Genomic DNA, 25,128 nt, shown 5'->3' on the forward strand with positions numbered 1-25,128 from the left:
ACCCAGCGTCACCACGCCGAGTCGCTGTCCATCGCACAGCGGCTGCCGGGGCGGCCCGATACCGCCCGCCCCGGCACGCCCGTCGTCAGTCCTCGAACGCCTCCGGCGACGGGCACGAGCAGACCAGGTTCCGGTCGCCGTACGCGCCGTCGATGCGCCGTACCGGCGGCCAGTACTTCCCGGCCCGGTCCACCCCGGCCGGGTACGCGCCCACCGACCGCGGGTACGGGTGCGGCCACTCGTCGCCGCTGACCATCGGCGCGGTGTGCGGGGCGTTCGCCAGGGGGTTGTCCCCCGCCGGCCACTGCCCCGAGCCGACCTGCTCGATCTCGGCGCGGATCGCGATCATCGCGTCGCAGAACCGGTCCAGCTCGGTGAGGTCCTCACTCTCGGTCGGCTCCACCATCAGCGTCCCGGCCACCGGGAACGACATCGTCGGCGCGTGGAAGCCGTAGTCGATGAGGCGCTTCGCCACGTCGTCGACGCTCACGCCGGTCGCCTTCGTCAGCGGCCGCAGGTCGAGGATGCACTCGTGGGCGACCAGGCCCTTGTTGCCGGCGTACAGCACCGGGTAGTGCTCGCGCAGCCGCGCGGCCACGTAGTTCGCGGCGAGGACCGCCACGCCGGTGGCCCGGGTCAGCCCCTCGGCGCCCATCATCCGCAGGTACGCCCACGGGATCGGCAGGATGCCCGCGGACCCGTACTTGGCCGCCGAGATCGCCGGGGTGGCGTCGACGTGGGCGCCCAGGGGGTCGCCGGGCAGGAACGGCGCGAGGTGCGCGCGGACCGCCACCGGGCCGACGCCGGGGCCGCCGCCGCCGTGCGGGATGCAGAACGTCTTGTGCAGGTTGAGGTGCGACACGTCCGCGCCGAACCGGCCGGGCTTGGCGTACCCGACGAGGGCGTTGAGGTTCGCCCCGTCGACGTACACCTGGCCGCCGGCGTCGTGGACCTTCGCGCACAGCGACGCGATGCCCGTCTCGTACACGCCGTGCGTCGACGGGTACGTCACCATGATCGCGGCGAGCGCGTCCCGGTGCTTGTCGATCTTCGCGTCGAGGTCGACGAGGTCGACGTTGCCGTCGTCGTCGCAGGCCACCACGACGACCCGCATGCCGGCCATCACGGCGCTGGCGGCGTTCGTGCCGTGCGCCGACGACGGGATGAGGCACACGTCGCGGTGCGACTCGCCGCGTGACGCGTGGTACGAGCGGATGGCCAGCAGACCGGCCAGCTCACCCTGCGACCCGGCGTTGGGCTGCACGCTCACCGCGTCGTAGCCGGTCACCTCGGCCAGCCACGACTCCAACTGGCCGATCATCTCCCGGTAGCCGACGGTCTGGTCGTCCGGCGCGAACGGGTGGATGTTGGCGAACTCCGCCCAGCTCACCGGCTCCATCTCGGTGGTCGCGTTCAGCTTCATCGTGCACGAGCCCAGCGGGATCATGCCCCGGTCCAGGGCGTAGTCGAAGTCCGACAGCCGCCGCAGGTAGCGCAGCATCGCCGTCTCCGAGTGGTGGCTGCGGAACACCGGGTGGGTCAGGAAGTCGGTCGTGCGGGCCAGGTCGCCCGGCAGGGCCGCGTCGACGTCACCGTCGAACGCGGGCACGCCGAACGCCGCCCACACCTGCCGCAGGTGCGCGTCGGTGGTCGTCTCGTCGCAGGACATCCCGACCCGGTCGGCGTCGACCAGGCGCAGGTTCACGCCCCGCTCGGCGGCGGCCGCGACGACCCGCGCCGCGCCGCCGGGCACCGTCGCGGTGACGGTGTCGAAGAACGCGACGTCCGCGACGTCCACGCCGCCGGCGCGCAGCCCGGCCGCGAGCCGCGCCGCCATGGCGTGGGTACGCGCCGCGATGTCCCGCAGCCCGTGCGGGCCGTGGTAGACGGCGTACATGCCGGCCATCACCGCGAGCAGCACCTGCGCGGTGCAGATGTTGCTGGTGGCCTTCTCCCGCCGGATGTGCTGCTCGCGGGTCTGCAACGCCAGCCGGTACGCCGGGTTGCCGGCCGCGTCGCGGGACACCCCGACCAGGCGTCCGGGCAGCATCCGCTCCAGGCCCGCGCGCACCGCCAGGTAGCCGGCGTGCGGCCCACCGAAGCCCATGGGTACGCCGAAGCGCTGGGTGGTGCCGGCGGCGATGTCCGCGCCGATCTCCCCCGGTGCCCGCAGCAGCGTCAACGCCAACAGGTCCGCCGCGACCGTCACGAGGGCGCCGGCGGCGTGCGCCGCCTGCACCAGGGCGGCGTGGTCACGGACCGCGCCGGACGCCCCCGGGTACTGCAGGTGCAGGCCGAAGAACTCGGCCGGCAGCTCGTCACGCGCGACGTCGACGACCCGCACGTCGATGCCGAGCGGCACCGCCCGGCTGGTGATCACCGCGATGGTCTGCGGCAGGGCGTCGGCGTCGACGACGTACACCCCGCTCTTGCTCTTGGAGGCGCGGCGGGCGAGGGTCATGGCCTCGGCCGCGGCGGTGCCCTCGTCGAGCATGGAGGCGTTCGCGGTGGCCAGGCCGGTCAGGTCGGTGACCATCGTCTGAAAGTTCAGCAGCGCCTCGAGCCGGCCCTGGCTGATCTCCGGCTGGTACGGCGTGTACGCCGTGTACCAGGCCGGGTCTTCGAGCACGTTGCGGCGGATCACCGCCGGGGTGTGCGTGCCGTGGTAGCCCAGGCCGATCATGGACACGGCGACGGTGTTGCGGGCCGCCAGGGCCCGCAGCTCGGCGATGGCCTCGGCCTCGGTGGCGGCGTCCGGCAGGTCGAGGGTGCCGTGCCAGCGGATCACCTCGGGGATCGCGGCGTCCATCAGCTCGTCGATGGAGTCGTGCCCGACGACCTCCAACATGCGGCGCTCGTCGTCGGGGCCGGGGCCGATGTGACGGGTGGCGAACTGCTCTACGGACATCAGGGGCGCTCCCGGGCGAGGTCGACGGGTCGGCCTCCCCCTCTGTCACACCCCACCGGAGCGCTCCACAGTGCCTGCCCACGAGGTCCTTTTGCCTGAGAGGTTCCGGGGAGGATTTGCCCCTTCGGCGCCGCCCCTGCTGTCGAGGCGGTCTCTCCCACGTGGGTGGTACCGGCATGGTCAACGCTACCAGCGCCGGTGTTTCCAGCAGATGTCCTACCCCGCGGCGGCTGTCACACCGGCACCGCCGACGCGCCGGTCACCCGCTCGGCGAGCACCGGCAGCACCTCCCCCAGCGGCGCGTCGACGCGCACCGTGGCGTACCCGTCACCCCGGGTCGGACCCTGGTTGACGATCGCTACCGGAATGCCCTGCTTCGCGGCCCGGATCACGAACCGCCGGCCCGACATGACCGTCAACGACGACCCCAGCACCACCACCGCCCGGGCCTGCTCCACCAGCGCGAAACACCGCGCCACCCGCTGCGGCGGCACCGTCTCGCCGAAGAACACCACGTCCGGTTTCAGCATCCCCGTCCCGCAGATCCCGCAGTCCACCGGCCGGAACCCCGCCACCTGCTCGTCCGGGAGATCAACATCACCGTCCGGGTTGACCGCGGCGACCCGGGCCACGAAGTCCGGGTTCGCCTCGCGCAGCCGCCGGTCCACCTCCTCGCGCGAGGTCAGGTTGCCGCAGTCCAGGCACGTCACCTCGTCCAGGCGCCCGTGCAGCTCCACCACCCGCCCGCTGCCCGCCGCGCCGTGCAACCCGTCCACGTTCTGCGTGATCACCGCGTCGACCAGGCCGGCGTCCTGCAACCGCGCCACCGCCCGATGCCCCGCGTTCGGCGTCGCCCGCGCGATCAACCGCCACCCCAGGTGGCTGCGCGCCCAGTACCGCCGCCGCGCCACCGCGTCCCGGGTGAACGCCTGGAACGTCATCGGGGTGTGCCGGCGGGCCACCCCGCTGGGCCCCCGATAGTCCGGGATACCCGACTCGGTGGACAGGCCCGCCCCGCTGAGCACGACCACCTGACCGCCGGCCACCAGCGCGGCCAGTTCCTGCACACTCGTCGTCACCCCTTCATGCTGCCTCAGCGCACCCCCCGATGCCGAGCACCCGCCTACCCCGCGACGACGTCGGCGACGACACAGGCGATGTTGTCGGGCGCGCCCGCGGCCCGCGCGGCGGCCATCAGCTCCCGCACCGTGCGCTCCGGGTCGGCTCCCGCGCCCACCGTCGAGGCCAGGGCGGCCCGGTCGACGACCGCCCACAGCCCGTCGGAGCACAGCAGGTACCGGTCACCGGGCACCGCCACCCGCAACGCCAGATCGGCCTCCACCTGCCGACCGCCGCCGAGCGCGCGCACCAGCAACGCCCGCTGGGGGTGCGCGCCCGCCTCGGCAGGGTCGAGCCTGCCCTGATCCACCTGCGCCTGCACCCACGTGTGGTCCCGGGTCAACACCGACAGCTCGCCGTCGCGCAGCAGGTACGCCCGGGTGTCCCCGACGTGCGCCAACGCCAGGTGGGTGCCGCTGCGCAGCAGCGCGGTCAGCGTCGTCGCCGGCTGGTGCTCGTCGGTCGCCAGCCCCCGCACGGCCCGGTCGGCGTCGGTGACCGCGCCGGCCAGCGCCGTCACCACCTCCACCGCCGACACGTTGGTGAGGTCCAGCGACGCGAGCGCGTCGATGGCGGCGGCGCTGGCGGCAGCGCCGCCGGGCCCCCGCACACCGTCGGCGACGGCGAGCAACCGCTCGTTGGCGTACGCGGCGTCCTCGTTGCTGTCGCGGGCGATCCCGGTCTCACAGCCGGTGGCGTAACGGACACTCATCGACGACATGGTGGTGCTCCCCTCGGACAGGTCCCGCACGAGGAGGGCGGCGAGCCGCGCGCGGGCAGCGGTGTCGACCGACACCCGCCGCCAGTACGCGGTGACCACCTCGGCCGCCGCCGCCGGCTCCAGAGCACACACGGTGCGGATCTGCGCCAGCGGCATGCCGATACGACGCAGCTGAGCCACCAGCCGGGCCAGCGGCACCTGCCGCGGGTCGTAGAGCCGGTACCCGGACTCCGCGTCCACCGCCGCGGGCACCAGCACCCCCACCCGGCCGTACAGGCGCAACGCCTTCGGCGTCAGACCCGCCGCCCGGGCGAACGCCCCGATCGTCAGCAACCCCACGTCGGGTTCCTCCTCGCACCGGTCACCGTGACCGGCGCACCCCACACTGGGGGTTGCCCACAGGTCAAGGTCAAGCCCGGCGGGTGCCGGTAGGTTGGTCACATGCGTGTCGTCATCGCCGGAGGCCACGGCAAGATCGCCCTGCTCGTGCAGCGGCACCTCACCGGGCGCGGTGACGCCGCCGTCGGCCTGATCCGCAACCCCGACCACGTCGACGACCTGCGCGCCGTAGGCGCCACCCCGGTCCTCTGCGACCTGGAACACGCCGACGTCGACGAGGTCGCCGCGCACCTGCACGACGCCGACGCGGTCATCTTCGCCGCCGGCGCCGGCCCCGGCAGCGGCGCCGCCCGCAAGGACACCGTCGACCGGGCCGCCGCCGCGCTGCTCGCCGACGCCGCCACCCGCGCCGGAGTCCACCGCTACCTGCTGGTCTCCTCGATGGGCGTGGACCGGCCGCCCGCCGCCGGCACCGACGACGTGTGGGCCGCCTACCTGCGCGCCAAACGCGCCGCCGAGGACGACCTGCGCGCCCGCGACCTGGCCTGGACGATCCTGCGCCCCGGCCGGCTCACCGACGACGAACCCACCGGGCACGTCACCCTCACCCCACACGCCGGCCGGGGCGCCATCAGCCGCGCCGACGTCGCCCTCGTCCTCGCCGCGCTCCTGGACGAACCCCGCACCGCCGGGGCGACCCTGGAACTCGTCGACGGACCCACCCCGATCGCCGACGCGATCCACGCCGCCACCACCTGAACCTCAACCCGGGGGTGGGGCCTCACACGTAAGGCCCCACCCGCCAGGTGTTCAGCGCTGGTGGTGACGCGGCAACGCCGTCTGCCCGGCCGCGCCACCCACGAAAGGCGCCCCCGGCGTCTCCTTCGCGATCCGGTCCATCGTGCGCACCAACTGCTCACTGCCGTCGTCCAGGTGCCGCGCCGCCGCCTGCATGTGCGACACCATCATCTCGCCGAAGATCCGCAACGCCTCCCGGGTCGCCACCGAGTCGTCGAAGCTCGACCCGGCCGAACTGCGGTACTCCGCCACCGCACGCTCGGCCTCCTGCTTCGCCTCCTCCGCCGCCGCCCGCATGTAACTCTCGTACTGCACCCGGGCGTACTCCGCGACCCGCCGCGCGTAGTCGTGCGCCTGCGCGATGATCTGCTCCGCCTCCCGCTGCGCCGCCGACAGCAGGTTCACCTCCTTGGCCGCCGGCACCTTCGCCGCCGCCCCCGCGCTCGGGATCACCCCGTGGCGGTGCAACTCCACCCGATCGGTCAGCCGCTCGTTCTCCGCCCGCAGATGCGCGATCTGCGTCGCCAACAGATCCAACTCGTCGGCGACCTGCACCCGGAACCGGTCCACGTCCGCGTGGTCATAGCCCCGGCGCGCGAACGGCGCCGTACCGAACTCCCACCGCCGAACCCGGTCGGAGGTCATCCGCACCTGCACACCGCCGGACACCTGAATCCCGTCGTACCGGCTGATCGGGCTCGCGCTCATTGGTCACCCCCTGAACTCGACTGCTGGACCGCCGTACGCCACGCCGGGCCGTACCACTGCTTGCCCAGACCCTCGTGATGCACCTGACCCTCGTGGTAACCCGCCCGCGCCAACGTCTGCGCCGCATGCGACACCATCTCGTCGGACCCGCACACGTACACGTGCCGCGAACGCCAGTCACCATCGGCCAACGCCCGGTCCACCGCCTGCACGAACTCACCCGGCCGGTTCACGTCCGCGCCCACCACGTACGTCACCGTCAACCACGGGAACGACGACGCCATCTTGTCGATCGCGTCGCTGTCGTAGAACTCGCTGCGCGACCGCGCACCCACATACAGGTCCACCCGCCGACGGGAGCCCTCCGCGGCGATCTGCTCCACCAACGCCTTCATCGGCGCCCAACCGGTGCCCGAGGTCAACAACAACAGGTCACTGGAACCCGCCGACCACAACGCCAACCGCTCCCCCACCGGCGCGGCCAGATTGACACGGTCACCCACCGCCGAGCCGTACACCAGCCGCGACGACACCGCGCCACCCGGAGCGGCCCGCACATGCAACTCCAACGTGCCGTCCGCGCGCGGCGCGTTCGCCGGCGAGTAGTACCGCCACGACCGCACCGACGGATGCGACACCCCGATCGACTGACCCGGAGTGAACGGCAACAGGTACTGCGGACGCACCGTCAACACCGCGACGTCGAACGCCCGCCGCTCGTGGGCCACGATCTCCGCCACCCACCACGGCGGGTTCACCGCCTCGGCCGCCTGCGCCGCCTCCGTCATCACCTGCGCGACCAACCCGTACGCGCCCGCCCAGTCCTGAGCCAGCTCGTCGGTCCACTGCTCGGCCAGGAAATGCTGCAACGTCGCCAGCAACGCCTCACCGACCGCCGGGTAGTGCTCCGCGCGCACCGCGAACTTCCGGTGGTCCGCGCCGAGGTCCTGCAGGAAACCCACCAGCCGATCGACCTGGTCCACATGCGACACGATGTGCCCCAACGCGGTGACGAGGCGATCCCGCTGCCCCGCCATGTTCGTCGGGAACATCTGCCGCGTCTCGGGATGGGCCAGGAACAACGTCGAATAGAAGTAGAGCGGCACCTCGTCGCCGTGCGCGGCGACGAGGGACCAACTCTGCTTGAGTCGGGCCGCGTCCACGCTCAGACGCCCGGACGCTCTCCGGTGGACACCACCTGGTCCTGCACCTGCCCCAGCACCACGCGCACGTGGTCCAGGACGTCGGCCGGCACACCCAACTCCGTCAGCGTCGTGATCAGGTGCACGCCCACCTTCGCGTAGTGCTCCGCCGGGATGCCCAGCGGCTGGTGCGTCTCGGCCAAACCGCGACCCGCGTACTCGTTCGGGCCGCCCAACACCACCGCCAACATCAACGCCAGGTGTCGACGCTGCGTCGGCATGTCCACAGTGGCGAAATAGCCCGCCAGCTCGGGATCGGCGAGGACCTTGTCGTAGAACAGTTCGACGGCCGCCTTCACCGAACTCGCGCCGCCGATGCGGTCATAGTGCGAGGCGGCAGCGGTCTCTTCCGTAACCGTCACGGTCGTTCCTTCCGGGGGTGAAAGGTCGCGCGCGGTGACGCGCAGGGGCTACGGTCACCGACGCGACACCCGCGTGCCACGGGGCACCACGGCGGGGACCGTGACGGACCATAGCGTGCCCGCAACCTCCGGTCAGGGCCCCCCTATCCGATTCCCGACAACTGGTGGACACGCACCGTCACCACGGTCCACCCGAGATTCCACCCAGCGCAACCGGAGCACCACAGACAGTGTCCACCATGGATTCATCGACCGGGGAACAGCCACCCAACGTCGACCGCCCTGACCCACAGTCACCAGCCGGGCGTGCCCAAAAAAGTCACCCACACCAACGGACCGCGCACCGACAGACGCGCAGCGCTACTCAGCCCGCGCGCCGCCGCGCCCGCCGCGCCGCCAACTCGTCCCCCACCGGATCCGACGAGGACCCCACCACCGGCTCCGCCGGGCCGCTCGCCGCCGGCTCCGCCGGCAGATGCGACAACGACCCCTGGATCTCCTTGAAGGCCCCACCGATCGCGATCCCGAACACGCCCTGCCCACCCTGCAACAGGTCGACCACCTCCTCCGGGGACCGGCACTCGTACACCGTCGTCCCGTCAGAGATCAGCGTGATACCCGCGAGATCCTCCACACCACGCGACCGCAGCGCCTCGATCGCCTTACGGATGTTCTGCAGGGACACCCCCGCATCCAACAACCGCTTCACGACCTTCAACACCACCAGATCGCGGAACGAGTACAACCGCTGGGTCCCCGAACCCGACGCGTCCCGGACGCTCGGCACCACCAACGTCGTCCGAGCCCAGTAATCCAACTGCCGATAACTGATGCCCACCGCGTGGCACGCCGTCACACCTCGGTAGCCCACCGAGCCGTCACCCTCAGGCGTCACACCCGGCTCGTTCACCTGTGTACCCGGATCGGGATCCTGCGGCTCGTGCATGCGGACAACCTCCCCGTCAGTGCGGCGACGCATCGTTTCCTGCGACGCGCACCCCTCGACACGGCAACCCTAACGCCACCTTCAGGGGTTACCGCGGAGGAACCGGCGCGACACGCCGCGCAGCCACCGAGAAAGATCACCAACCGCGCGCCAGCGTCACCCACCGTGACACCAGCCGGGCACCCGAACCGCTCAGCCCGCGAAGTCCTCCGGACGCACCTGCTCCAGGAACTCGCGGAACTTCTCCACCTCATCCTCCTGCTCATCAGGGATAACGATCCCCGCCTCGCTGAGGACCTGCTCGGCACAACGAATCGGCGCACCAACCCGCAACGCCAACGCGATCGAATCGCTCGGACGCGCCGAAACCCGCACCCCGTCACCGATCAACAAGTCGGCGTAGAACACGTTCTCCTTGAGCTCGGTGATCTCCACCGCCTGCAACGGCGCCTGCAACGCCGCCAACACATCCCGCAAAAGATCATGCGTCAACGGGCGGGCCGGCTTGACCCCCTGCTGCTCATAAGCGATAGCCGTGGCCTCGACCGCACCGATCCAGATCGGCAGATAGCGGTCGCCCTCGACCTCCCTGAGCAGGACGATCGGCTGGTTGCTGGGCAGCTCCACCCGAACTCCGACCACGCTCAGCTCGCGCACCGCCGCCTCCGTGTCGTCGTCAACCTACGCACCGCGCCCTTCCCTGCACGGTACACGGACCGCAACACGGCCGTCCCATGCGCTACAGCACCACGTCCGCGCCAGAAAGGGGTTACCCCGGCAAGCCTACGGCACGCTTCAGAGAAGAGATCTTTCCGCTCCGCCGCACCTGCCGGGCACCTCACCGACCCAACGTCGACCGCAACCCCACCCGCACCAACGCCGCGTGCAACTGCTCCGACAACGCCACCAACTCCCGCGCCGTCTCCGCCGCCCGCGCCCGCGCCGCCGGGTCACTCTGCCGCGCCAACGGCGCCACCAACTGCGCGAACAACCCGACCTCACGATCGGCCGCAGTCCGATAACCCCGCAGATGCCGCGGCTCCAACCCGTACGCCGCCAGACCCGCCACCGCCGACGCGATGATCAACGCATCCGCGTCATACCACCCCGGCGGATCCGACACCAGCACACCGAGCCGCTCCAACTCCACAAGCGTCGACTCGTCGACCCCACTGCGGGCCACCAACTCAGCCCGGCCGAGCCGCACCTGCGACGACTCGGCCGGCTCCGCCGACTCCCGACCCGGAACCGCACCATCAGGCCCCACCGCCACCAACGCCGGCCGCGACCGCTCCGGCTGCTCACCGGACGAATCCCACTCGGCCAACTGCTCACGGATCACCCGCAACGGCAGGTACCTGTCCCGCTGCGCGGTCAACACGAACCGCAACCGCGCCACATCGTCCCAGCTGTACTTCCGGTAACCCGACGCCGTCCGCTGCGGCTCAACCAGCCCTTCGGCCTCGAGGAACCGCAACTTCGAAATCGTGGTGTCCGGGAAATCCACCCGCAACTGACCCAGCACCTCACCGATGCTCATCAGCGGCTGGGACCGGGCCGCCCCGGGTGGCGTGGAGGCCGCAGGCTCGTTCACCCCCGGCCGGCCTCCTCCTCCGGGCGCGGACCGGCGATGAACACCACCCGGAACTTACCGATCTGAACCTCGTCACCATTGCTCAACGTGGCCGCCTCGACCCGCTCACGATTCACGTACGTGCCATTGAGGCTACCCACGTCCCGCACCGTGAACGTCCCACCATCACGGTGGAACTCCGCGTGCCGACGCGACACCGTCACGTCATCGAGGAAGATGTCACTGTCCGGATGCCGGCCACTGGTCGTCACGTCGTGGTCCAACAGGAACCGGGCACCCGCATTCGGACCGCGACGAACCACCAGCAGCGCCATACCCGGCGGCAACGAACCGGACATCCGGCTCGGCACCACATCGGTGTCCGGCCCCTCCAGCACTTCGTCGAGCGAGCCGAGATTGAGCGTCGAGGTGACGTCGAGCGGGGGGAACTCGTCGTCTGGGCGCGTCATGGGACCACCTCACGGATCTGTTCGGTCGGCGTCGGGTAATGGCGGGTCTGGCCGCCGGGCACTCCAACACCCGGCGGCTGGCTCCCCGTGCCCGGGAAGGCAATTCCACAACGCACAACTAATGGGTTCTTCTCGGTCGACTGGGCGAGCCTAGCCAGCGCCGAAATGCAGGGCAACCGGACGCGCGCAGACATCCCGCACGCCGGATCAAGCACACTCAGCCTTCGGTGATCTTCTGATACGCGCCCGCCGTGAGCAACCCGTCGGTCGCCGTCGGATCAGCCGGCGTGATCTCCACCAACCAACCCGCACCGTACGGATCCGTGTTGATCAGCTCAGGAGTGTCGCCCAGCGCCTCGTTCCGCGCGGCCACCGTACCCGCGACCGGCGCGTAGATCTCCGACACGCTCTTGGTCGACTCGATCTCACCCAACGAGTCACCGGCCGCCACGACCGCACCCGCCTCCGGCAACTGCACGTACACGATGTCACCCAACGCGTCCTGCGCGAAGTGCGTGATGCCGACCCGGATCGAACCGGTACCGTCACCCGCCACCCACTCATGCTCGGCGGTGTATCGCAGATCCTCGGGAATCACCAGACGCGTCCTCATCCATCGTGCCCCGGACCACCCGGGCCCGGCGCGGCCGCGCCGGTCAGGAGACCGGACGGGCGTGTTTCCTACTTGGTCGGCACGTGCAGCGCCGAAACCTCGGCAACCTCACGCTCCCCAAACGTCACGTTACCGCCGTCACCCCGGACCGACGCCACCACCCCACCAGGAATGTTCAACGCCGTACGCATCGTCGCCGGATCACCGATCACCGTGATCGTGTACGGACCCGTCAACCGACGCCCCTCCACCATCAGCGACCCGTTCTCCCCATCCAGGAAGTACGTCGACGCGATCACCCGCACCGTCGCCCGGTCACCACCGGAGATCTGCATCGCCTCCGCGCCCGCGCCCCGCAACTCCTGCACCGCGTCCAACACCCGGTTCGCCGTGATCGGCTTCACCCCACTGGAGAACTGCACCGTCAGCCCCGGGCCCACCGCCGGCAACGTACCCGCCAGAATCCCCAGCTCGTCCGCCCGACGCGTCGCCTCGTCCAACGCCGCCTGCCGACCCTGCTCACCCGAGGCCAACTGCCGCTGACTGTCCTCCAACGCCCGGATGTCCTGCTGCAGGCGACTCTCCCGCGCGTCCAGATCCGACAGGATCCGCACCAGGTCCTCCTGACGCGTCGCCCCCAACGTCGGATCCGTCGACGTCGTCTTCAACTGCACGACCAGCGTGAACCCCAGCAACGCCAACAACACCGCGATCATCACCCCGGCCGCGCTCCACCGCGACCGACCGGTCACCGCGGGCGCGGCCGGCGGCACGTCCGGCTCGTCCGACGACACCGCCGGCTCCCCCGCCCGCGACACCGCGCGCAGGTCCACCGTCGCCCCGTCATCGGCCGGCACCACCTCCGGCTCCGCGTCGTCCGGCTGCGGCTCCGACACCGGCCCGCGCGGCGCCAACGGACTCAACTCGTCCGGATCCGGCGCATCCGGCCGCGGATCCGGCTCACCCGCCGGCCCACCGGGCCGCCCCGGCACCACCGGCTGCGGCCAGCCCGTCCCCGTCTCATCCTGCTCGTCGCTCATCGCTGTCAAACCTACGCCCGGAACAGGTGCCGACGGATCGCCGCCACATTTCCGAAGATCCGCACACCCAGCACGACCACCACACCGGTGGACAACTGCCCACCCACGCCCAACTGGTCACCCAGATACACGATCAGGCCCGCCACCAGCACGTTCGAGATGAACGACACCACGAACTGCTTGTCGTCGAAGATGCGGTCCAACTTCGCCCGCACCCCACCGAACACCGCGTCCAACGCGGCCACCACCGCGATCGGCAGGTACGGCTGCAACGCCGACGGCACCGTGGGATCAAGCCACACCCCGAGCACCACACCGGCGAGCAACGCCAGCACCGCGATCATCCGCCACCTCCGGAAGGACTAGCGGTCCCCGGCGAACCCGACGACCCAGGACTGCCAGACCGGCCACCCGACCCCGAAGGGCTCGGACTGACCGACGGCTTGGCGTAGCGTAGCTGCGGCTCCGGCGCCGCCGGCAGGGTGAGGTCCTCCGCCTCCCGCACACCGAACGACAACCCGGTCTTCTGCGCGACCTCCCGCATCAGCGCCGCGTTCCGACTGTCCTCGAACTTGCGCCGCATCGACCCCGGACCCGTCGCCGACACCTCGTACGGCCCCGTCACCGGCCGGAAATCCACCAGGATCGCCTCACCCGCCGAACGGATCGTCGACGTCGACGTCAACCGCTGGCCGTTGATCGCGATCGCCTCCGCGCCGGCACTCCACAACGCGTTCGCCACACCCTGCAGGTCGCTGTACAGCACCCGCGGCGGCCCCGCGCCCGCACCGGTCACCGCATCCGCGTTCCCCGGAGCGTCCGCCAGGCGCACCACCACACCGTCACCCCGCACCCGACCCAGCCCGGTGCTCGCCTCCAGGTCCCGCAGACGCGCCGCGGCCGAACCGCTCAACGCCGCGTCCCGCTGCCGGCTGACCTCCTCACGCAGCTGGTCCGCCCGCGCCGACAACCGGTCGGTCTGACTCTCCCGCTCCTTGATCTGCGCCACCAGCCCCGAGCGCGCCTGGGCGCGCCCCGGCTCGTCCGCCATCGTCTGGCGGTACGCCACCGCGAACAGGAAACCCAGCACCACCACCACGACCAGGCCGACCGACCGCGCCGCCCAGCCCCGGGGCGCGTCCGGAGACGACCCCCGCCGGCGCGCGGCGGCCGCGTCCGCGTACCCCGGGTCCAGCGGGTTACGGAACAACTCGGTGAGGAAGTCCGGCGCGTACACCCGATCCGGGCGGGGCCGCGGCGTCGGCGGCGTCGCGCTCACGCGGCCGCGTCCCGGCCACGCGCCCCGCGCACCAACCGCGACGCCTGCACCACGTACATCGCGCCGGCCACCCAGTAGAGCACCAGCCCCCACCAGGCCAATCCCCAGCCGATCGCGGCCGTGGCCGTCGCCGCCGCGCTCCACTCGGTGGCCAGCAGCAGCACCGGGAACGCCGCGAGCAGCAGGAACGTGGCGGTCTTGCCCACGTAGTGCACCGGCGGCGGCCCGTACCCGAAGCGGCGCAGCACCGCCAGCGAACCGAGCAGCAGCAGCTCCCGGGCCAGCAGCGCCGCCGTGAACTGCCACGGCACCACCCCCCGGGCGGTGAAGGCCAGCAACGTGGCGAGGATGTAGAGCCGGTCGGCGAGCGGGTCGAGCAGCTCACCGAGCCGGCTCACCTGCCGCAGTCGGCGGGCGATCCAACCGTCGACCCAGTCGGTGGTGCCGCCGATGGCCAGCACCACCACCGCCGCGACGTCCGCCCGGGAGACCAGGAAGAGATAGAGGAACAGGGGTACGCCCAGCAGCCGCCCGAAGCTGATCAGGTTGGGCAGGGTGAGCACCTGGTCGCCGGGCGTCTGCTCGCCGGTGTCCCGCGGGTGCTCTGCCTGAGCCGGCCGACGCGACACCGAACCTCCTTCACGGCACGCCCCGACGCCGGGCCGAGATCGGGCGCGGCGGAGGTCGTACGCGCTGTCGGGCCGGCAACCACCGGCTCCCCTGCGGCCCCGGGACGGGACCTCTGCCCTGATACGGCCCGCGATCACCGAGATCGCGGGCCGGTTAAGTGCGCTGCCACTATATCGGGCTCTCGTCGACGGCCCGGCCGCCGTGCGCTGTCGGCGCGGTGGTGTGGCGGTGTGGTGTGGATCACCACCGCCAGAGCGTCCTAGGATACTAGTGGAACGTGTCAGGCCGTCTGGACCGCTGCCTGGTCGGCCTGCTGCTCCGGCACCGTCTGCGTCGCCGCGCGGCCGAACGCCAACAGGGACGCCAACAGGTCGTGCTGCGTCCGGGGCGGCATCCTGTCCAGCACGGCCTGCACCGCGCGCTGGCGCCGCTCCGCCAACTCCCGCAACAGCGTCAACGCGGCGGCGGTGGGCACCAACCGCACCTCCCGCCGGTCCCGCGGATCCGCCACGCGACGCAGCAGGCCGGTCGCCTCCAACCGGTCGCACAGTCGGCTGGCCGAGGAGGGCACCACGTCCAGCAGCTCCGCCAGCCCGTTGACATTGGTCTCCGGACGGCCACTGATCAGCATCAGCACCCGCAACTGCGTGGGGGGCACCTGATGCCGTGACGCCGCCGAGTCGAGCACGGCGATCAGCGTCTCTGCGGCCGCGTTGATCGCCGCGGCGAGATCCGCCGGTCGCTCCACCCGATGTCCCCTGCCGTCGTCGCGCTGGTGCCCGCCCGGGACGGTGGCGGCGACTCTCATCCGCCATCCCGCCCACGCGGACCATGCCAGTCGAGGCAGACGACGACGGCGTCGTCGCGCAAATCGGAATCCGCGTGGTAGGCGTGTAGTTCGCGCATCACCGTACCAACCGCCTCGGTCGCCGGCTGCAACCGAGTGGCGCGCAGCGAACGAGCCAACATCCGCTGCCCGTACGGCTCCCGCCCCGCCGGCTCGGCCGCCCACACCCCGTCGCTGACCACGAAGACCCGGTCACCCGGCGCGAGCTGGAACTCCTGCACCTCGTAGCGGGTCTCGGCGAACATGCCCAGCGGCAACTGCTGATCCAGCGTCATCGGCTCGACGGTCGCGCCGCGCATCCGCAGCAGGTGCGGCGAACCGGCGTCGACCGCCCGTACCCGCCCGGTGGCGATGTCCAGCTCCAGCAGCAACGTGGCCACGTGTCGACGGCCCCGGTGCTGGTAGTAGACCGTGTCCGAGGCCAACTCCGCCTGCTCCACGAGGCCGCCGTCGGAGCGGCGGGCGTTGCGCATGGCGTTGACGGTCACCGCCGTCAGCAGCGACGCGGCCAGGCCGTTGCCCTCGCCGTTGAGCACCGTCAACGTCAGCCGTTCCCCGTCCAACGACCAGTCAAAGTGGTCTCCACCGACGGTGTACGCCGGTTCCAACTGCCCGGCCAGGTGGAAGCAGCGGTGTGCCACGCTGCGCCCGGGTAGCAGGTCCCACTGCATCTCGGCGGCCATGCTGAGCCGCTCCCGACGACGGGCCCGGCGGTACCGGTCGGTCTCCCGGTCCGCGGCCCGCATCGCCACCGCCAGGTCACCGGCGATGTCGGTGGCACGGCCGGTGACCGCCGGGCCGGGCACGGTCGGCAGCTCGATGAGCAGCACGCCGAGGCGCTCCCCCCACACCGTCAGGGGCAGGTAGAGCCGGCAGGCCCCGTCCTCGAGACCGTCGCGCACCGGCTGCTGGCTGGAGAAGCAGCGCTGCGCCACGGTGTGCCCGGCCAGGGCTCCGGCCGCCGGCAGGTCCGGGTCCAGCACGGGCCAGAGCCCGCTGATCCGGTAGTCGGCGACGAACACGTCGGTGCGCACCGCGCCCAACGCCGCCCGGATCGCCCGGTCCGCCGCCTCCGCCAACTGGTCGGGCGCGGCTTCGCGTAGCGCGCGCGACACCCCGTCCGGCGCGTCCACCATGCTTGGTCGTCCCTCCAAAAACTTGCTACAGGGCAAGCATCATACGGAGACCCCGGACAACCCGTCGTCGCGGGTCAGTCGGCGCCGCGCGTCGCCAGGACACCGTGGAAGGCGTCCGGCACGTCGACCGGCACGCCGGCGGGCCGCCAGCGGTTGACCGGGACGATTCCGTCCGACGTCGGCGTCCACCGGCCCAGCAGCGGCGCGAACGCCGCCGCGGGTCGCATCCGGAACGCCGGCCCCATCATCGCCAACGCCTGCGGGTGGGCGGCCAGCTCCTCGGTGTCGAAGTCCACGGCCAGCAGGCTGCCCGGCGCCGCCGCCGCGTACAACTCGTCGAGGGTGCGCCTCAGCGTGTCGTCGTCGAGGAACGCGGCGAGCCCGAGGAAGACCAGCCCCACCGGCCGTCGCCCCCACCCGGGTACGAAGCGGTGCAGTTGGGCCGGGTCGATGGTACCGATGTCGGTGGCGTCGCCGTAGCCGTAGCCCGCCCGGTCGCTGCCGGCGAGGATCCGCTGACCCAGCCGGATGGTCACCGGATCGACGTCGGTGTAGAGCACGCTGGCCTCGGGAGCGACCTCGTGCACGTTGCCCATCGTGGGCACCCCCGCCCCGAAGACCAGGAACCCGTCCACGCCCTGCTCGACGATCGCCCGGACCGCCCGGCCGAGAAACGCCCGCAGCTCCGCGAAGACCGGCGCGCACGGCCCGTACGCCTGCTCGAAAGCGGTCGCGGCGGCCACGTCGACGCCGAAGTGGTGCTCCCCACCGAGCCAGTAGTCGATCATGCGAGCGGTGCTCGGCTCGTCCGGTTCACCCATCGACGGCGCTCCTCCCCTCGGGTCGTCGCCAGCGTACCGACCGGTGCCCGAGCGGCGGTATCGCTCCGCCGCGCCGCCACGCCCGCGATACTGGCCCGGCGGGGGGTGGGCGGTGAACGCGGCGAACAGCGCGGCGGTGGTGGTCGGCGTGGACGGCTCGCAGCCGTCCCTGCGCGCCGTGCGCCTGGCCGCCGCCGAGGCGGTCCGCCGGCACCGGCCGCTGCGGGTGGTGCACGGTTTCATCTGGCCGCTGCTACGAGTACCCGTGGCACCTCCGTCCGGCGCGCCGCCGGGCGTCGGACTGCGCGAGCGGGCACAGGAGCTGGTCGCCGCCGCCGTGGCCGAGGCCGAGGCGACCACACCCGGGCTGACGGTCTCCGGGGAGATCATCGACGGCGAGGCCGCCGCGGTGCTGGTGGGCGAGTCCCCGACCGCCGCGCTCATCGTGCTCGGCGACCGGGGACTGGGCGGCTTCTCCGGGCTCGTCGTCGGCTCGGTAGCGGTGCAGGTCAGCGCGTACGCCGACTGCCCGGTGCTGGTCGCCCGCGGCGAGCAACGCCCCGACGGCCCGGTGGTGGTGGGGCTGGACGGCTCACCGGCGTCGCTGCTCGCCGCCGACGTCGCCGCCGAGGCCGCGGTGGCGCGCGGCGTGCCGCTGCGCGCGGTGCACGCCTACCGGCACCCCGGCAGCAGCGGTCCCGGCGACCTGCAACCCCTGGTGTACGACGAGGCGCGGTTGCACGACGAACAGGAGCGGCTGCTCGGCGGCTGGCTGCACGGGCTGACCGACCGCCATCCGGGGTTGCGCCTGACGTGCCGGGCGACCCGGGAACGCGCCAGCGCCGTGCTCGCCGAGGCGTCCGCTGACGCGCAACTGCTGGTCGTCGGGGGGCAGGGGCGCGGCGAGGTGACCGGGTTGCTGCTGGGGTCGGTGAGCCAGTCGGCGCTGCACCACGCGCGTTGCCCGGTCGAGGTGGTGCGCGGTCCCCGCTGACGCCCCGGGGTTGGTCCGCCGCCCAACGGGTAGACGGCCGCGGTACGCCAACGGCGACGAAGGAGGCAGCAGATGCCAGGACCACGGCCGGGCAGCAACGCGTACGACAAGCAGCGGGCGCGCCTGCGCAACGCGATCGACGACTCCGGACGTCGGGTACCCGACGGCAAGGCCAACCAGGTCGCCAACCGGATCCTGCAGGAGGATCGCGGCCAACGGGGCGTCGTGCGCGGTGAGCGCACGTACGGTCCCAAGAGCGAACGCGAACCGGGCGACCCGAAGTGAGGGGCGTCGACCTGGCCGACGGCGCGATCGCCGGCGCGGTCGGCAGCACCGCGCTGAACGTGGTCGGCTACCTCGACATCGCGCTGCGGGCGCGGCCGGCGAGCAGCACGCCGGAGCAGACCGTCGACAAGCTGGCCCACCTCGCGCACGTGGACCTGGGACCGGAGCCCCGGGCGGCCACCCGCCGCTCGGGGCTCGGCCCCCTGATCGGTTACGGGCTGGGCATCGCCGCCGGCATGGCCTTCGCGCTCTACGCCGGGGGCCGACGGCAGCCGTTGCCGATGGCCACCGGCGTGCTCGGCGCCGGCGTCATGGCGATGACCGACGGGTCCATCACGGCGCTGGGCATCAGCGATCCCCGTACCTGGCGGCGCTCGGACTGGATCTCCGACATCATCCCGCACCTGGCGTACGGGCTGACGGCCGCCGCCACCTGGAACAGGCTGCGACGGCCGTCAGGCCACGGTCGTTAGGAGCGGGTGTCGCTGTCGTCCTCGGCGACCGGCTCACCCGCCGGGCCGTACGGCGACACCTGACCCTTGGGCACCGGCCGGCCGGCGTCCCCCCGCGACGAGCCACGGTTGAGCGGATGACCCGACGGTCCGGGCCCCTTGCTGTCCTGGCTGGTCGCTCCCTTGGCGTTACGCCGGAACTCCTCCTGCTGCGGGTTCACCACGAGCGTCTCCCTCCCGGTACGGCAGGCGGCATGGACCGCCTCCACCGGCCGCATACCCGTCGGATCCGGCCACATTCCGGTCCTGGCTGGCGTCGGGAGGGCTAGCCGGGCGTGCGGCGGGTACCCCCGTGGTGTGGGTGACGATCGAGCGGTGGTGCGGGTCCTGCTGGACCGGCGTGGCGACACGTACGCCGAGGAGGCCGGCATCCGGCTGGCCGACCGTCCCGGCCCGCTGTACCAGCTGCTGGTGCTGGCCACCCTGTTGAGCACCCGGATCCGGGCCTGCGTCGCGGTGGACGCGGCGCGGGAGTTGTTCGCGGCCGGCTACCGCACACCGCAGGCGATGGAGGCGGCGAGCTGGCAGCAGCGGGTCGACGCGTTGGGGCGTGGTCACTACCGCCGCTACGACGAACGCACCGCCACCATGCTGGGCACCGGGGCCCGGCTGTGTCTGGACCGGTGGCACGGCGACCTGCGTCGGCTGCACCGCGATGCCCAGGGCGACCCGGCGGGGCTGCGTCGACGGCTCACCGAGTTCCCCGGCATCGGACCCACCGGCGCGGACATCTACCTGCGCGAGGCGCAGACGGTCTGGTCCGACGTGCGCCCGTACGCCGACCGGCGGGCCCTCGCCGGCGCGAAGCGGTTGGGTCTGCCGGGCTCACCGGACCGGCTGGCGTCCCTGGTCGACGAACCGGAGTTCGGTCGGCTCGCCTCGGCGCTGGTACGGGTGGCGCTCGGCGAGGAGTCCGCCGGTGAGGTCGCCCGTGTCGCCGCCGGCTGAGCCGCTCACTTGACGGTCTTGTCCCCCGGTCGGGTCAGGTGCCACACCAGCAGCGCGGCGAGCAGCGCCAGGACGATGACGCCGCCGGAGATGCCCCGGCCCTCCTCGGGGCTGCGGCCGGTGCTGCCGAAATAGATCACCGCGAGGCCGGCGAGGACGGTGACGAACGTACGTAACCCTCGGTCCTTCACGTACCGCACCGTAAGCGGGGCACCTTCGCACCGTGACTATTCACGCGTTTTGTCCCTCTTTCGGGGGTGCGGTCACTGTTCGGCGACGAAGCCTCGCAGCCGTACCCGGCGCACCGCCCGGTCGGCGACCTCCACCACCTCGATGGTCAACCCGGGCAACCGCACCGTCTCACCGGGAGTCCCCGGCAGGTGCCGCAACCGGGACAGCACCAGCCCCGCCACCGTCGTGTACTCCCGGGACAGCGGGAAGCTCAGCCGCACCCCCACGTCGGGCAGATCGTGCAGGGGAAAGTCACCGGGCACCAGCAGCGACCCGTCCGACTCCCGGACCACACCGCGCACGTCGCGGTCGGTCTCGTCGTACAGCTCGCCGACGACCTCGGCCAGCAGATCCTCCAGCGTGACGATGCCGTCGATGCCACCGTGCTCGTCCACCACGAGGGCCATCTGCTGGTGTTCCTGGCGCAGGCAGCGCAGCGCGTCGGCGACCGCCACGGTGACCGGCAGCAGTAGCGGCGGCCGGGCCCGCTCCCCCACCGTGCCGGCCTCGGCCCGGACCAGGTCGCGGATGTGCACCACGCCGACCACCTCGTCGAGGCCGCCCGGGCCGGTGACCGGCGCACGGGACCGGCCGGCGACGCCGAGCAGACGAACCCCCTCGGCGGCGGGCAGGTCGGCCGGCAACGTGGTCACCTCCCGGCGGGCCACCAGGATCTCCCGCAGCGTCCGACCGGCGATGTCGAACGCGCCGGTCAGGATCTCCCGCTGCTGCGCCGACAGTCCCCGCTGGGTGGCCAGCATCTCCCGCAGCTCCTCCTCGGTCATCTCCTCACGGCTGGCCCGTGGGTTCCCGCCGGCGAGGCGGACCACCACGTCGGTCGTCGAGCTGAGCAGCCACACCGCCGGGCGGGACACCCGGGCGAGCAGGTCCAGGGGGCCGGCGCTGAGCAGCGCCCACCGCTCGGCGCGCTGCATCGCCAGCCGCTTCGGCGCCAACTCGCCGATCACCAGCGTGACGAAGGTCAGGGCCACCGTCACCAGCAGCACCGCGGCCGGACGGGCCGCCGCGCCGAGGAAACCCAACGGGCCGACCAGTGGCTGGGCGAGGGACACGGCGGCCGCCGCCGAGGCGAGGAACCCGGCCAGGGTGATGCCGAGCTGGATGGTGGCCAGATAGCGGTTCGGGTCCCGGGACAGCCGGACCAGCCGCTCGCCGGCCCGGCTGCGCCGACCCAACCGTCGCAACTGCCCCTCGCGCAGCGTCACCAGCGCCATCTCGCTGCCGGACAGCGCGGCGTTGACCAGCACCAGGACGGCGACCAGCGCCAACTGCCCGAGCTGACCGCCCACCACGCACCCCCGTCGACCGCCCTTCCGTCACTCAACCGCAGCGCGGCCGGCTCCCGCGTGCGTTTAGTCGACCTCCAGGTCGTCCAGCGAGATGGAGTGCGTCATCAACCACCGGGCCAGCGCCGTCATGCCGAACAGCCACAGCGGCACCGACTCGGTGGGCCCGTTCGTCGCGTAGATGGCGAACCGCAGGTCCGGGGCGCGGTACGCCTCGATCCGCCACTGGTGCTGCCGGTCCCGCCAGACCGCCGAAGGGTCCATGGCGTCACCGTAGGTGACCGCCGACGGTTTGGGGGCCGGTTAGCCCGGCACCACGGCGGCACCGAGCAGAGCCCGCGCGGCGGACACCAGCATGGCGATGCCGATCCCGGCGAGCAGCAGCCAACCGACGCCGCGCCACCCCGAGCCGCGAGCGGGCGGCGGCACCGGCGGCGGTCGCCAGATTTCCCGGTACGACCAGGCCAGCACGCCCACGCCGAACGGGAGGAGGCCGATCCACCACCAGAACCACCGGGTGCCGACCGTCGGTGGGGCCCCACCGACCAGCCGGAGCAGCCACATCAGGGTCACCGCGCCAGCGAGCAGCCCGGCGGTGTCAGCGAGCCGGTGCGCGGCGACGCCGGAGGCCTGCCACGGGCGCGCCGACGCGGCCAGCCGCGCGTCCAACCCGTCGGGCCGCTCGGTCGCCTCCGGTACGAGGGACTGCGCCTGCGCGTTGGGCGGGTCGACGAAGGCGTACCGCACCCGACCGCTCGGCACGCTCCACGCGATCATCGCGCCCCGCATGTCGTAGCGCAGGTGCGGCCGGCTGCCCCAGTACAGGTCGTCGTCGGCCCAGCCGGACGCCCGCTGGAAGGTCACCACACGGCCCGCCGCCAGATCCCGGTCGAGCTGGCCCGCCGTCGCCTCGCGCGGGGTCACCCACCACGCCAGCGCAGCCCACAGCACCCACAGCAGCGGCAATCCCCAGCGCATCGCGCCCGCGACGACACCACGCCACCGGTCACGTGACGACCGCGACGGGGACAGCAGCGGCTCGGCCACCTCTCCACCCTGACAGCCCACCGCAACCCCGGCCACCCCTGGTCATCGCGGAGACGCGCTCAGGTGACGACGACCCGCGCGTCGTCGGGCAGCCGACGGGTCGCGCCACGGCGGTCCAGCAGTTCCAGCAGCGGCACCGCCACCCGTCGGGTGGTGTCCAGCGCCTGCCGGGCCGCCGACAGGGTGAACGGCTGGGGCAGGCCGGCGAGGACGGTGACCGCCGCGTCGAGCGCGTCGGGCAGCAGCACCACGGTGTCGGCCAGCCTCAGCAGCGCGCCGGCGCGTACCGCCGCGCCGATCTCCCGAGGTCCCAGGCCCAGTTCGACGAGACGGTCCGCCTCCGGGGCGCGGAACGGCCGGTCGGCGTACTCGGCGCGCACCCGCCGCACGGCCCGCGCCACCGGCTCGGGCAGGGTGTCGACGGCGGCCGTGCCGATCCGGCCACCGTGCACCCGCAGCGGCGGACGCACCAGCGCCTCGACCAGCGCCCGGTCGGGCAGGGCGAGACGTTGCCGCAGCGCGTCCACCGGCATGCCCGCCTCCAACGGGTGCTCCCGGGCGTAGCGGGTGACCTCCTCGGTCACCTGGTCGCCGAGCTGCCGCCAGTGCCCCGGATCGGCCAGCCAGTCAGCGGCCACCGGCGTGGCCTGCACCGGCACACCCATGCGCCGCAGCGCGCCGACCCGGACCAGGCGACGGCGGCGCAGCTCGCCGGCCAGGTCGGGGCGACCGTCCAGCTCGGCGAGGACCGCCGCGCGGGCGGCCGCCGCGCCCCGGCGGGACAGCGGCGGCGGCGCGACGTCGAGGACCCGTACCCCACCGGCAACCCGATGACGGCCGGGATCACGCAGCAGCGCCCGGTCGCCGACCAGCAACGGCAGCGGGCGGGCCAACCGGAGCCGGACGGTGTCCACGCCGAGCGGCCGCACCCGCGCCGGCACGGCCGCCGACCCCACGTGCAGGGTGAGGGTGGACGGCAGGTCGGCGGCGGGGTCACCGGTGAGCCGCACGTCGAGAAGGTCGGTGCGGTGGAACCGCCCCGGGGTGAGCAGCGCGTCGCCGCGGCCGAGCCGGTCGCGGGGCGTACCCCGCAGGTTGACCGCCACCCGGGACACGGCCGACGCCTCCGCTCGGGCCTCGCCCAGGCAGTGCAGGCCGCGGACCCGGACCGGCTCGTCGACGCCGGCCAGTTCCAGGGTGTCGCCGACCCGCAGCCGACCGGCGCCCAGCGTTCCGGTGACGACGGTGCCGCTGCCCCGCACGGTGAAGCTGCGGTCCACCCAGAGACGCACGGGCGCGTCCGCGACGGGGTCGGGCAGCCGCGCGACGAGCCGGTCCAGCGCGGCCCGCAACTGGGGCAGCCCGGCGCCGGTCAACCCGCTGACCGCCACCGTCTCCACCGCGCCGAGGCTGCTCGCCGCGATCTCGTCCCGGGCGCGCTCCGTCGCCGGCCCCGGGTCGGCGAGATCCGCGCGGGTCACCACCAGCAGGCCGCACCCGACGCCGAGCGCGTCGAGCGCGGCCAGGTGCTCGGCGGACTGCGGCATCCACCCCTCGTCGGCGGCGACCACGATCAGCGCGGCCGGCACCGGACCGACCCCCGCGAGCATGTTCGGCACGAACCGCTCGTGCCCGGGTACGTCGACGAAGGCGATCGTGCCGCCGGACGGCAACGTCGTCCAGGCGAACCCCAGGTCGATGGTCATGCCCCGGCGGCGTTCCTCGGCCCACCGGTCCGGTTCCATCCCCGTCAACGCCCGGACCAGGGTCGACTTGCCGTGGTCGACGTGCCCGGCGGTGGCGACGACGAACATGCTCAGTCGTCCCCGGGTACGCGCAGCACCGCGGCCAGGACCGTGTCGTCGGCGTCGACGGGCACGCACCGCAGGTCGAGCAGGAGTCGGCCCCGCACCACCCGACCCAGCACCGGCTGGTCTCCGGTGCGCAGCGGGACGGCGTACCGTTCGGGCAGGCTCAGCGCCCACGATTCCAGCTCGACGCCGGGAGCGCCGCCACCGCCGACGACGGCGACCGCCTCCACGACCTCCGCCTTGCGTCCGTCCGCGCCGAGCCGGTCGCGTAGCAGCTCCACCCGGCGACGTAGGACGGCCGGATCGGCGTGCAGCGCGGTCCGCGTCGGGGTGTCCGGCCGGTGCAGCGTGGCGGCCAACGCCGCCAGGGTGAGCTTGTCGACGCGCAGCGCGCGGGCCAGCGGGTGGCGGCGTAGGCGTTCGACGAGCGCGGCGTCGCCGAGCAGCAGGCCGGCCTGCGGGCCGCCGAGCAGTTTGTCGC

General features: G+C 72.8%; 28 protein-coding genes, 2 pseudogenes and 1 riboswitch. Of the genes and pseudogenes, 5 read left to right on the top strand and 25 right to left on the bottom strand.

Annotated features, from left to right (window positions below):
- Positions 1-85 precede the first annotated feature (85 nt).
- The 3 genes from gcvP to ACIBTX_RS28000 all read right to left on the bottom strand — a co-directional run bounded on the left by gcvP (position 86) and on the right by ACIBTX_RS28000 (position 5,087).
- Entirely contained in the window at positions 86-2,908 is a 2,823-nt protein-coding gene (gene gcvP / locus ACIBTX_RS27990) for an aminomethyl-transferring glycine dehydrogenase (protein ID WP_357170166.1), read from the bottom strand.
- 73 nt (positions 2,909-2,981) lie between these two features.
- A riboswitch (glycine riboswitch) is annotated at positions 2,982-3,078 on the bottom strand.
- Between the two features lie 63 nt (positions 3,079-3,141).
- On the bottom strand, positions 3,142-3,987 hold the full coding sequence (locus ACIBTX_RS27995; protein ID WP_357170168.1) for an NAD-dependent protein deacetylase: 846 nt from the start codon (positions 3,985-3,987) through the stop codon (positions 3,142-3,144).
- 44 nt (positions 3,988-4,031) lie between these two features.
- Positions 4,032-5,087 carry a MerR family transcriptional regulator gene (locus ACIBTX_RS28000; RefSeq protein WP_396833195.1) on the bottom strand — a complete coding sequence of 352 codons (1,056 nt, stop codon included), beginning with the start codon at positions 5,085-5,087 and terminating at the stop codon, positions 4,032-4,034.
- A 102-nt stretch (positions 5,088-5,189) separates the two neighbouring features.
- Between ACIBTX_RS28000 and ACIBTX_RS28005 the strand changes: the two genes are divergently transcribed.
- The gene (locus ACIBTX_RS28005) at positions 5,190-5,846 is read left to right on the top strand and encodes an NAD(P)-binding oxidoreductase (protein WP_357118756.1); all 657 of its coding nucleotides are present in this window, start codon (positions 5,190-5,192) and stop codon (positions 5,844-5,846) included.
- Positions 5,847-5,897: 51 nt separating this feature from the next.
- On the opposite strand, the gene ACIBTX_RS28010 is transcribed toward ACIBTX_RS28005, so the two are convergent.
- From ACIBTX_RS28010 to ACIBTX_RS28080, 15 genes and pseudogenes are all read right to left on the bottom strand, one after another.
- Entirely contained in the window at positions 5,898-6,593 is a 696-nt protein-coding gene (locus ACIBTX_RS28010) for a DivIVA domain-containing protein (RefSeq protein ID WP_357118759.1), read from the bottom strand.
- The gene (locus tag ACIBTX_RS28015) at positions 6,590-7,756 is read right to left on the bottom strand and encodes a globin domain-containing protein (RefSeq protein WP_357118762.1); all 1,167 of its coding nucleotides are present in this window, start codon (positions 7,754-7,756) and stop codon (positions 6,590-6,592) included. Before ACIBTX_RS28015 ends, ACIBTX_RS28010 begins: the two co-directional genes overlap by 4 nt.
- A 2-nt stretch (positions 7,757-7,758) precedes the next feature.
- A complete protein-coding gene (locus ACIBTX_RS28020; RefSeq protein ID WP_357170177.1) occupies positions 7,759-8,157 on the bottom strand; it encodes a group 1 truncated hemoglobin in 399 nt (132 codons plus the stop codon).
- Between the two features lie 364 nt (positions 8,158-8,521).
- Positions 8,522-9,103 carry a MerR family transcriptional regulator gene (locus tag ACIBTX_RS28025; RefSeq protein ID WP_355051042.1) on the bottom strand — a complete coding sequence of 194 codons (582 nt, stop codon included), beginning with the start codon at positions 9,101-9,103 and terminating at the stop codon, positions 8,522-8,524.
- Between the two features lie 192 nt (positions 9,104-9,295).
- Positions 9,296-9,760 carry a bifunctional nuclease family protein gene (locus ACIBTX_RS28030; RefSeq protein ID WP_007460347.1) on the bottom strand — a complete coding sequence of 155 codons (465 nt, stop codon included), beginning with the start codon at positions 9,758-9,760 and terminating at the stop codon, positions 9,296-9,298.
- Between the two features lie 181 nt (positions 9,761-9,941).
- Positions 9,942-10,643, bottom strand: coding sequence for a MerR family transcriptional regulator (locus ACIBTX_RS28035; RefSeq protein WP_357119452.1), 702 nt, complete (start codon positions 10,641-10,643; stop codon positions 9,942-9,944).
- 50 nt (positions 10,644-10,693) lie between these two features.
- Positions 10,694-11,146, bottom strand: a complete 453-nt coding sequence (locus ACIBTX_RS28040) for an FHA domain-containing protein (protein ID WP_007071101.1) — start codon at positions 11,144-11,146, stop codon at positions 10,694-10,696.
- Between the two features lie 217 nt (positions 11,147-11,363).
- The gene (gcvH, locus tag ACIBTX_RS28045; RefSeq protein WP_357119455.1) at positions 11,364-11,744 is read right to left on the bottom strand and encodes a glycine cleavage system protein GcvH; all 381 of its coding nucleotides are present in this window, start codon (positions 11,742-11,744) and stop codon (positions 11,364-11,366) included.
- Between the two features lie 58 nt (positions 11,745-11,802).
- Positions 11,803-12,799 (bottom strand): annotated as a pseudogene (locus ACIBTX_RS28050) (DUF881 domain-containing protein).
- An 11-nt stretch (positions 12,800-12,810) separates the two neighbouring features.
- Entirely contained in the window at positions 12,811-13,143 is a 333-nt protein-coding gene (locus ACIBTX_RS28055) for a small basic family protein (RefSeq protein WP_355051040.1), read from the bottom strand.
- The gene (locus ACIBTX_RS28060) at positions 13,140-14,078 is read right to left on the bottom strand and encodes a DUF881 domain-containing protein (protein ID WP_357118774.1); all 939 of its coding nucleotides are present in this window, start codon (positions 14,076-14,078) and stop codon (positions 13,140-13,142) included. The genes ACIBTX_RS28055 and ACIBTX_RS28060 overlap by 4 nt, the downstream gene beginning before the upstream one ends.
- Complete coding sequence (locus ACIBTX_RS28065) at positions 14,075-14,707, bottom strand: CDP-alcohol phosphatidyltransferase family protein (RefSeq protein WP_357118777.1); 633 nt, start codon at positions 14,705-14,707, stop codon at positions 14,075-14,077. Before ACIBTX_RS28065 ends, ACIBTX_RS28060 begins: the two co-directional genes overlap by 4 nt.
- A 281-nt stretch (positions 14,708-14,988) precedes the next feature.
- Complete coding sequence (locus ACIBTX_RS28070; protein ID WP_357119458.1) at positions 14,989-15,456, bottom strand: MarR family transcriptional regulator; 468 nt, start codon at positions 15,454-15,456, stop codon at positions 14,989-14,991.
- Positions 15,457-15,512: 56 nt separating this feature from the next.
- Positions 15,513-16,691 (bottom strand): PP2C family protein-serine/threonine phosphatase, encoded by a 1,179-nt coding sequence (locus tag ACIBTX_RS28075; protein WP_357170180.1) that lies wholly within the window; start codon positions 16,689-16,691, stop codon positions 15,513-15,515.
- A gap of 74 nt (positions 16,692-16,765) precedes the next feature.
- Positions 16,766-17,512 (bottom strand): SAM-dependent methyltransferase, encoded by a 747-nt coding sequence (locus ACIBTX_RS28080; protein ID WP_357118783.1) that lies wholly within the window; start codon positions 17,510-17,512, stop codon positions 16,766-16,768.
- 112 nt (positions 17,513-17,624) lie between these two features.
- Between ACIBTX_RS28080 and ACIBTX_RS28085 the strand changes: the two genes are divergently transcribed.
- The 3 genes from ACIBTX_RS28085 to ACIBTX_RS28095 all read left to right on the top strand — a co-directional run bounded on the left by ACIBTX_RS28085 (position 17,625) and on the right by ACIBTX_RS28095 (position 19,264).
- Entirely contained in the window at positions 17,625-18,506 is an 882-nt protein-coding gene (locus ACIBTX_RS28085; RefSeq protein WP_357118786.1) for a universal stress protein, read from the top strand.
- A gap of 72 nt (positions 18,507-18,578) precedes the next feature.
- Entirely contained in the window at positions 18,579-18,791 is a 213-nt protein-coding gene (locus ACIBTX_RS28090) for a phosphatidylethanolamine-binding protein (RefSeq protein WP_088948250.1), read from the top strand.
- Positions 18,788-19,264 carry a hypothetical protein gene (locus ACIBTX_RS28095; protein ID WP_357118790.1) on the top strand — a complete coding sequence of 159 codons (477 nt, stop codon included), beginning with the start codon at positions 18,788-18,790 and terminating at the stop codon, positions 19,262-19,264. Before ACIBTX_RS28090 ends, ACIBTX_RS28095 begins: the two co-directional genes overlap by 4 nt.
- Here ACIBTX_RS28095 and ACIBTX_RS28100 read toward each other — a convergent pair.
- Entirely contained in the window at positions 19,261-19,467 is a 207-nt protein-coding gene (locus tag ACIBTX_RS28100; RefSeq protein WP_355051033.1) for a hypothetical protein, read from the bottom strand. The two genes, ACIBTX_RS28095 and ACIBTX_RS28100, sit on opposite strands and share 4 nt — an antisense overlap.
- 133 nt (positions 19,468-19,600) lie before the next feature.
- On the opposite strand from ACIBTX_RS28100, the gene ACIBTX_RS28105 reads away from it, so the two are divergent.
- Entirely contained in the window at positions 19,601-20,251 is a 651-nt protein-coding gene (locus tag ACIBTX_RS28105) for a hypothetical protein (RefSeq protein WP_357118794.1), read from the top strand.
- 5 nt (positions 20,252-20,256) lie between these two features.
- On the opposite strand, the gene ACIBTX_RS28110 is transcribed toward ACIBTX_RS28105, so the two are convergent.
- The 6 genes and pseudogenes from ACIBTX_RS28110 to ACIBTX_RS28135 form a co-directional block, all read right to left on the bottom strand.
- Positions 20,257-20,442: a hypothetical protein gene (locus tag ACIBTX_RS28110; protein ID WP_355244916.1), complete on the bottom strand. Its 186-nt coding sequence runs from the start codon at positions 20,440-20,442 to the stop codon at positions 20,257-20,259.
- A gap of 72 nt (positions 20,443-20,514) precedes the next feature.
- Entirely contained in the window at positions 20,515-21,792 is a 1,278-nt protein-coding gene (locus ACIBTX_RS28115; RefSeq protein ID WP_357170184.1) for a hemolysin family protein, read from the bottom strand.
- A gap of 63 nt (positions 21,793-21,855) precedes the next feature.
- Positions 21,856-22,053 (bottom strand): hypothetical protein, encoded by a 198-nt coding sequence (locus tag ACIBTX_RS28120; RefSeq protein WP_145781709.1) that lies wholly within the window; start codon positions 22,051-22,053, stop codon positions 21,856-21,858.
- Positions 22,054-22,092: 39 nt separating this feature from the next.
- The gene (locus tag ACIBTX_RS28125) at positions 22,093-22,836 is read right to left on the bottom strand and encodes a hypothetical protein (protein ID WP_396833196.1); all 744 of its coding nucleotides are present in this window, start codon (positions 22,834-22,836) and stop codon (positions 22,093-22,095) included.
- A 59-nt stretch (positions 22,837-22,895) separates the two neighbouring features.
- Complete coding sequence (gene selB, locus ACIBTX_RS28130) at positions 22,896-24,650, bottom strand: selenocysteine-specific translation elongation factor (RefSeq protein WP_396833197.1); 1,755 nt, start codon at positions 24,648-24,650, stop codon at positions 22,896-22,898.
- 2 nt (positions 24,651-24,652) lie between these two features.
- Positions 24,653-25,128: pseudogene (locus tag ACIBTX_RS28135) on the bottom strand (L-seryl-tRNA(Sec) selenium transferase); the annotation flags it as partial.

The organism is Micromonospora sp. NPDC049359 (genome assembly GCF_044466585.1).
Taxonomy (GTDB): domain Bacteria; phylum Actinomycetota; class Actinomycetes; order Mycobacteriales; family Micromonosporaceae; genus Micromonospora.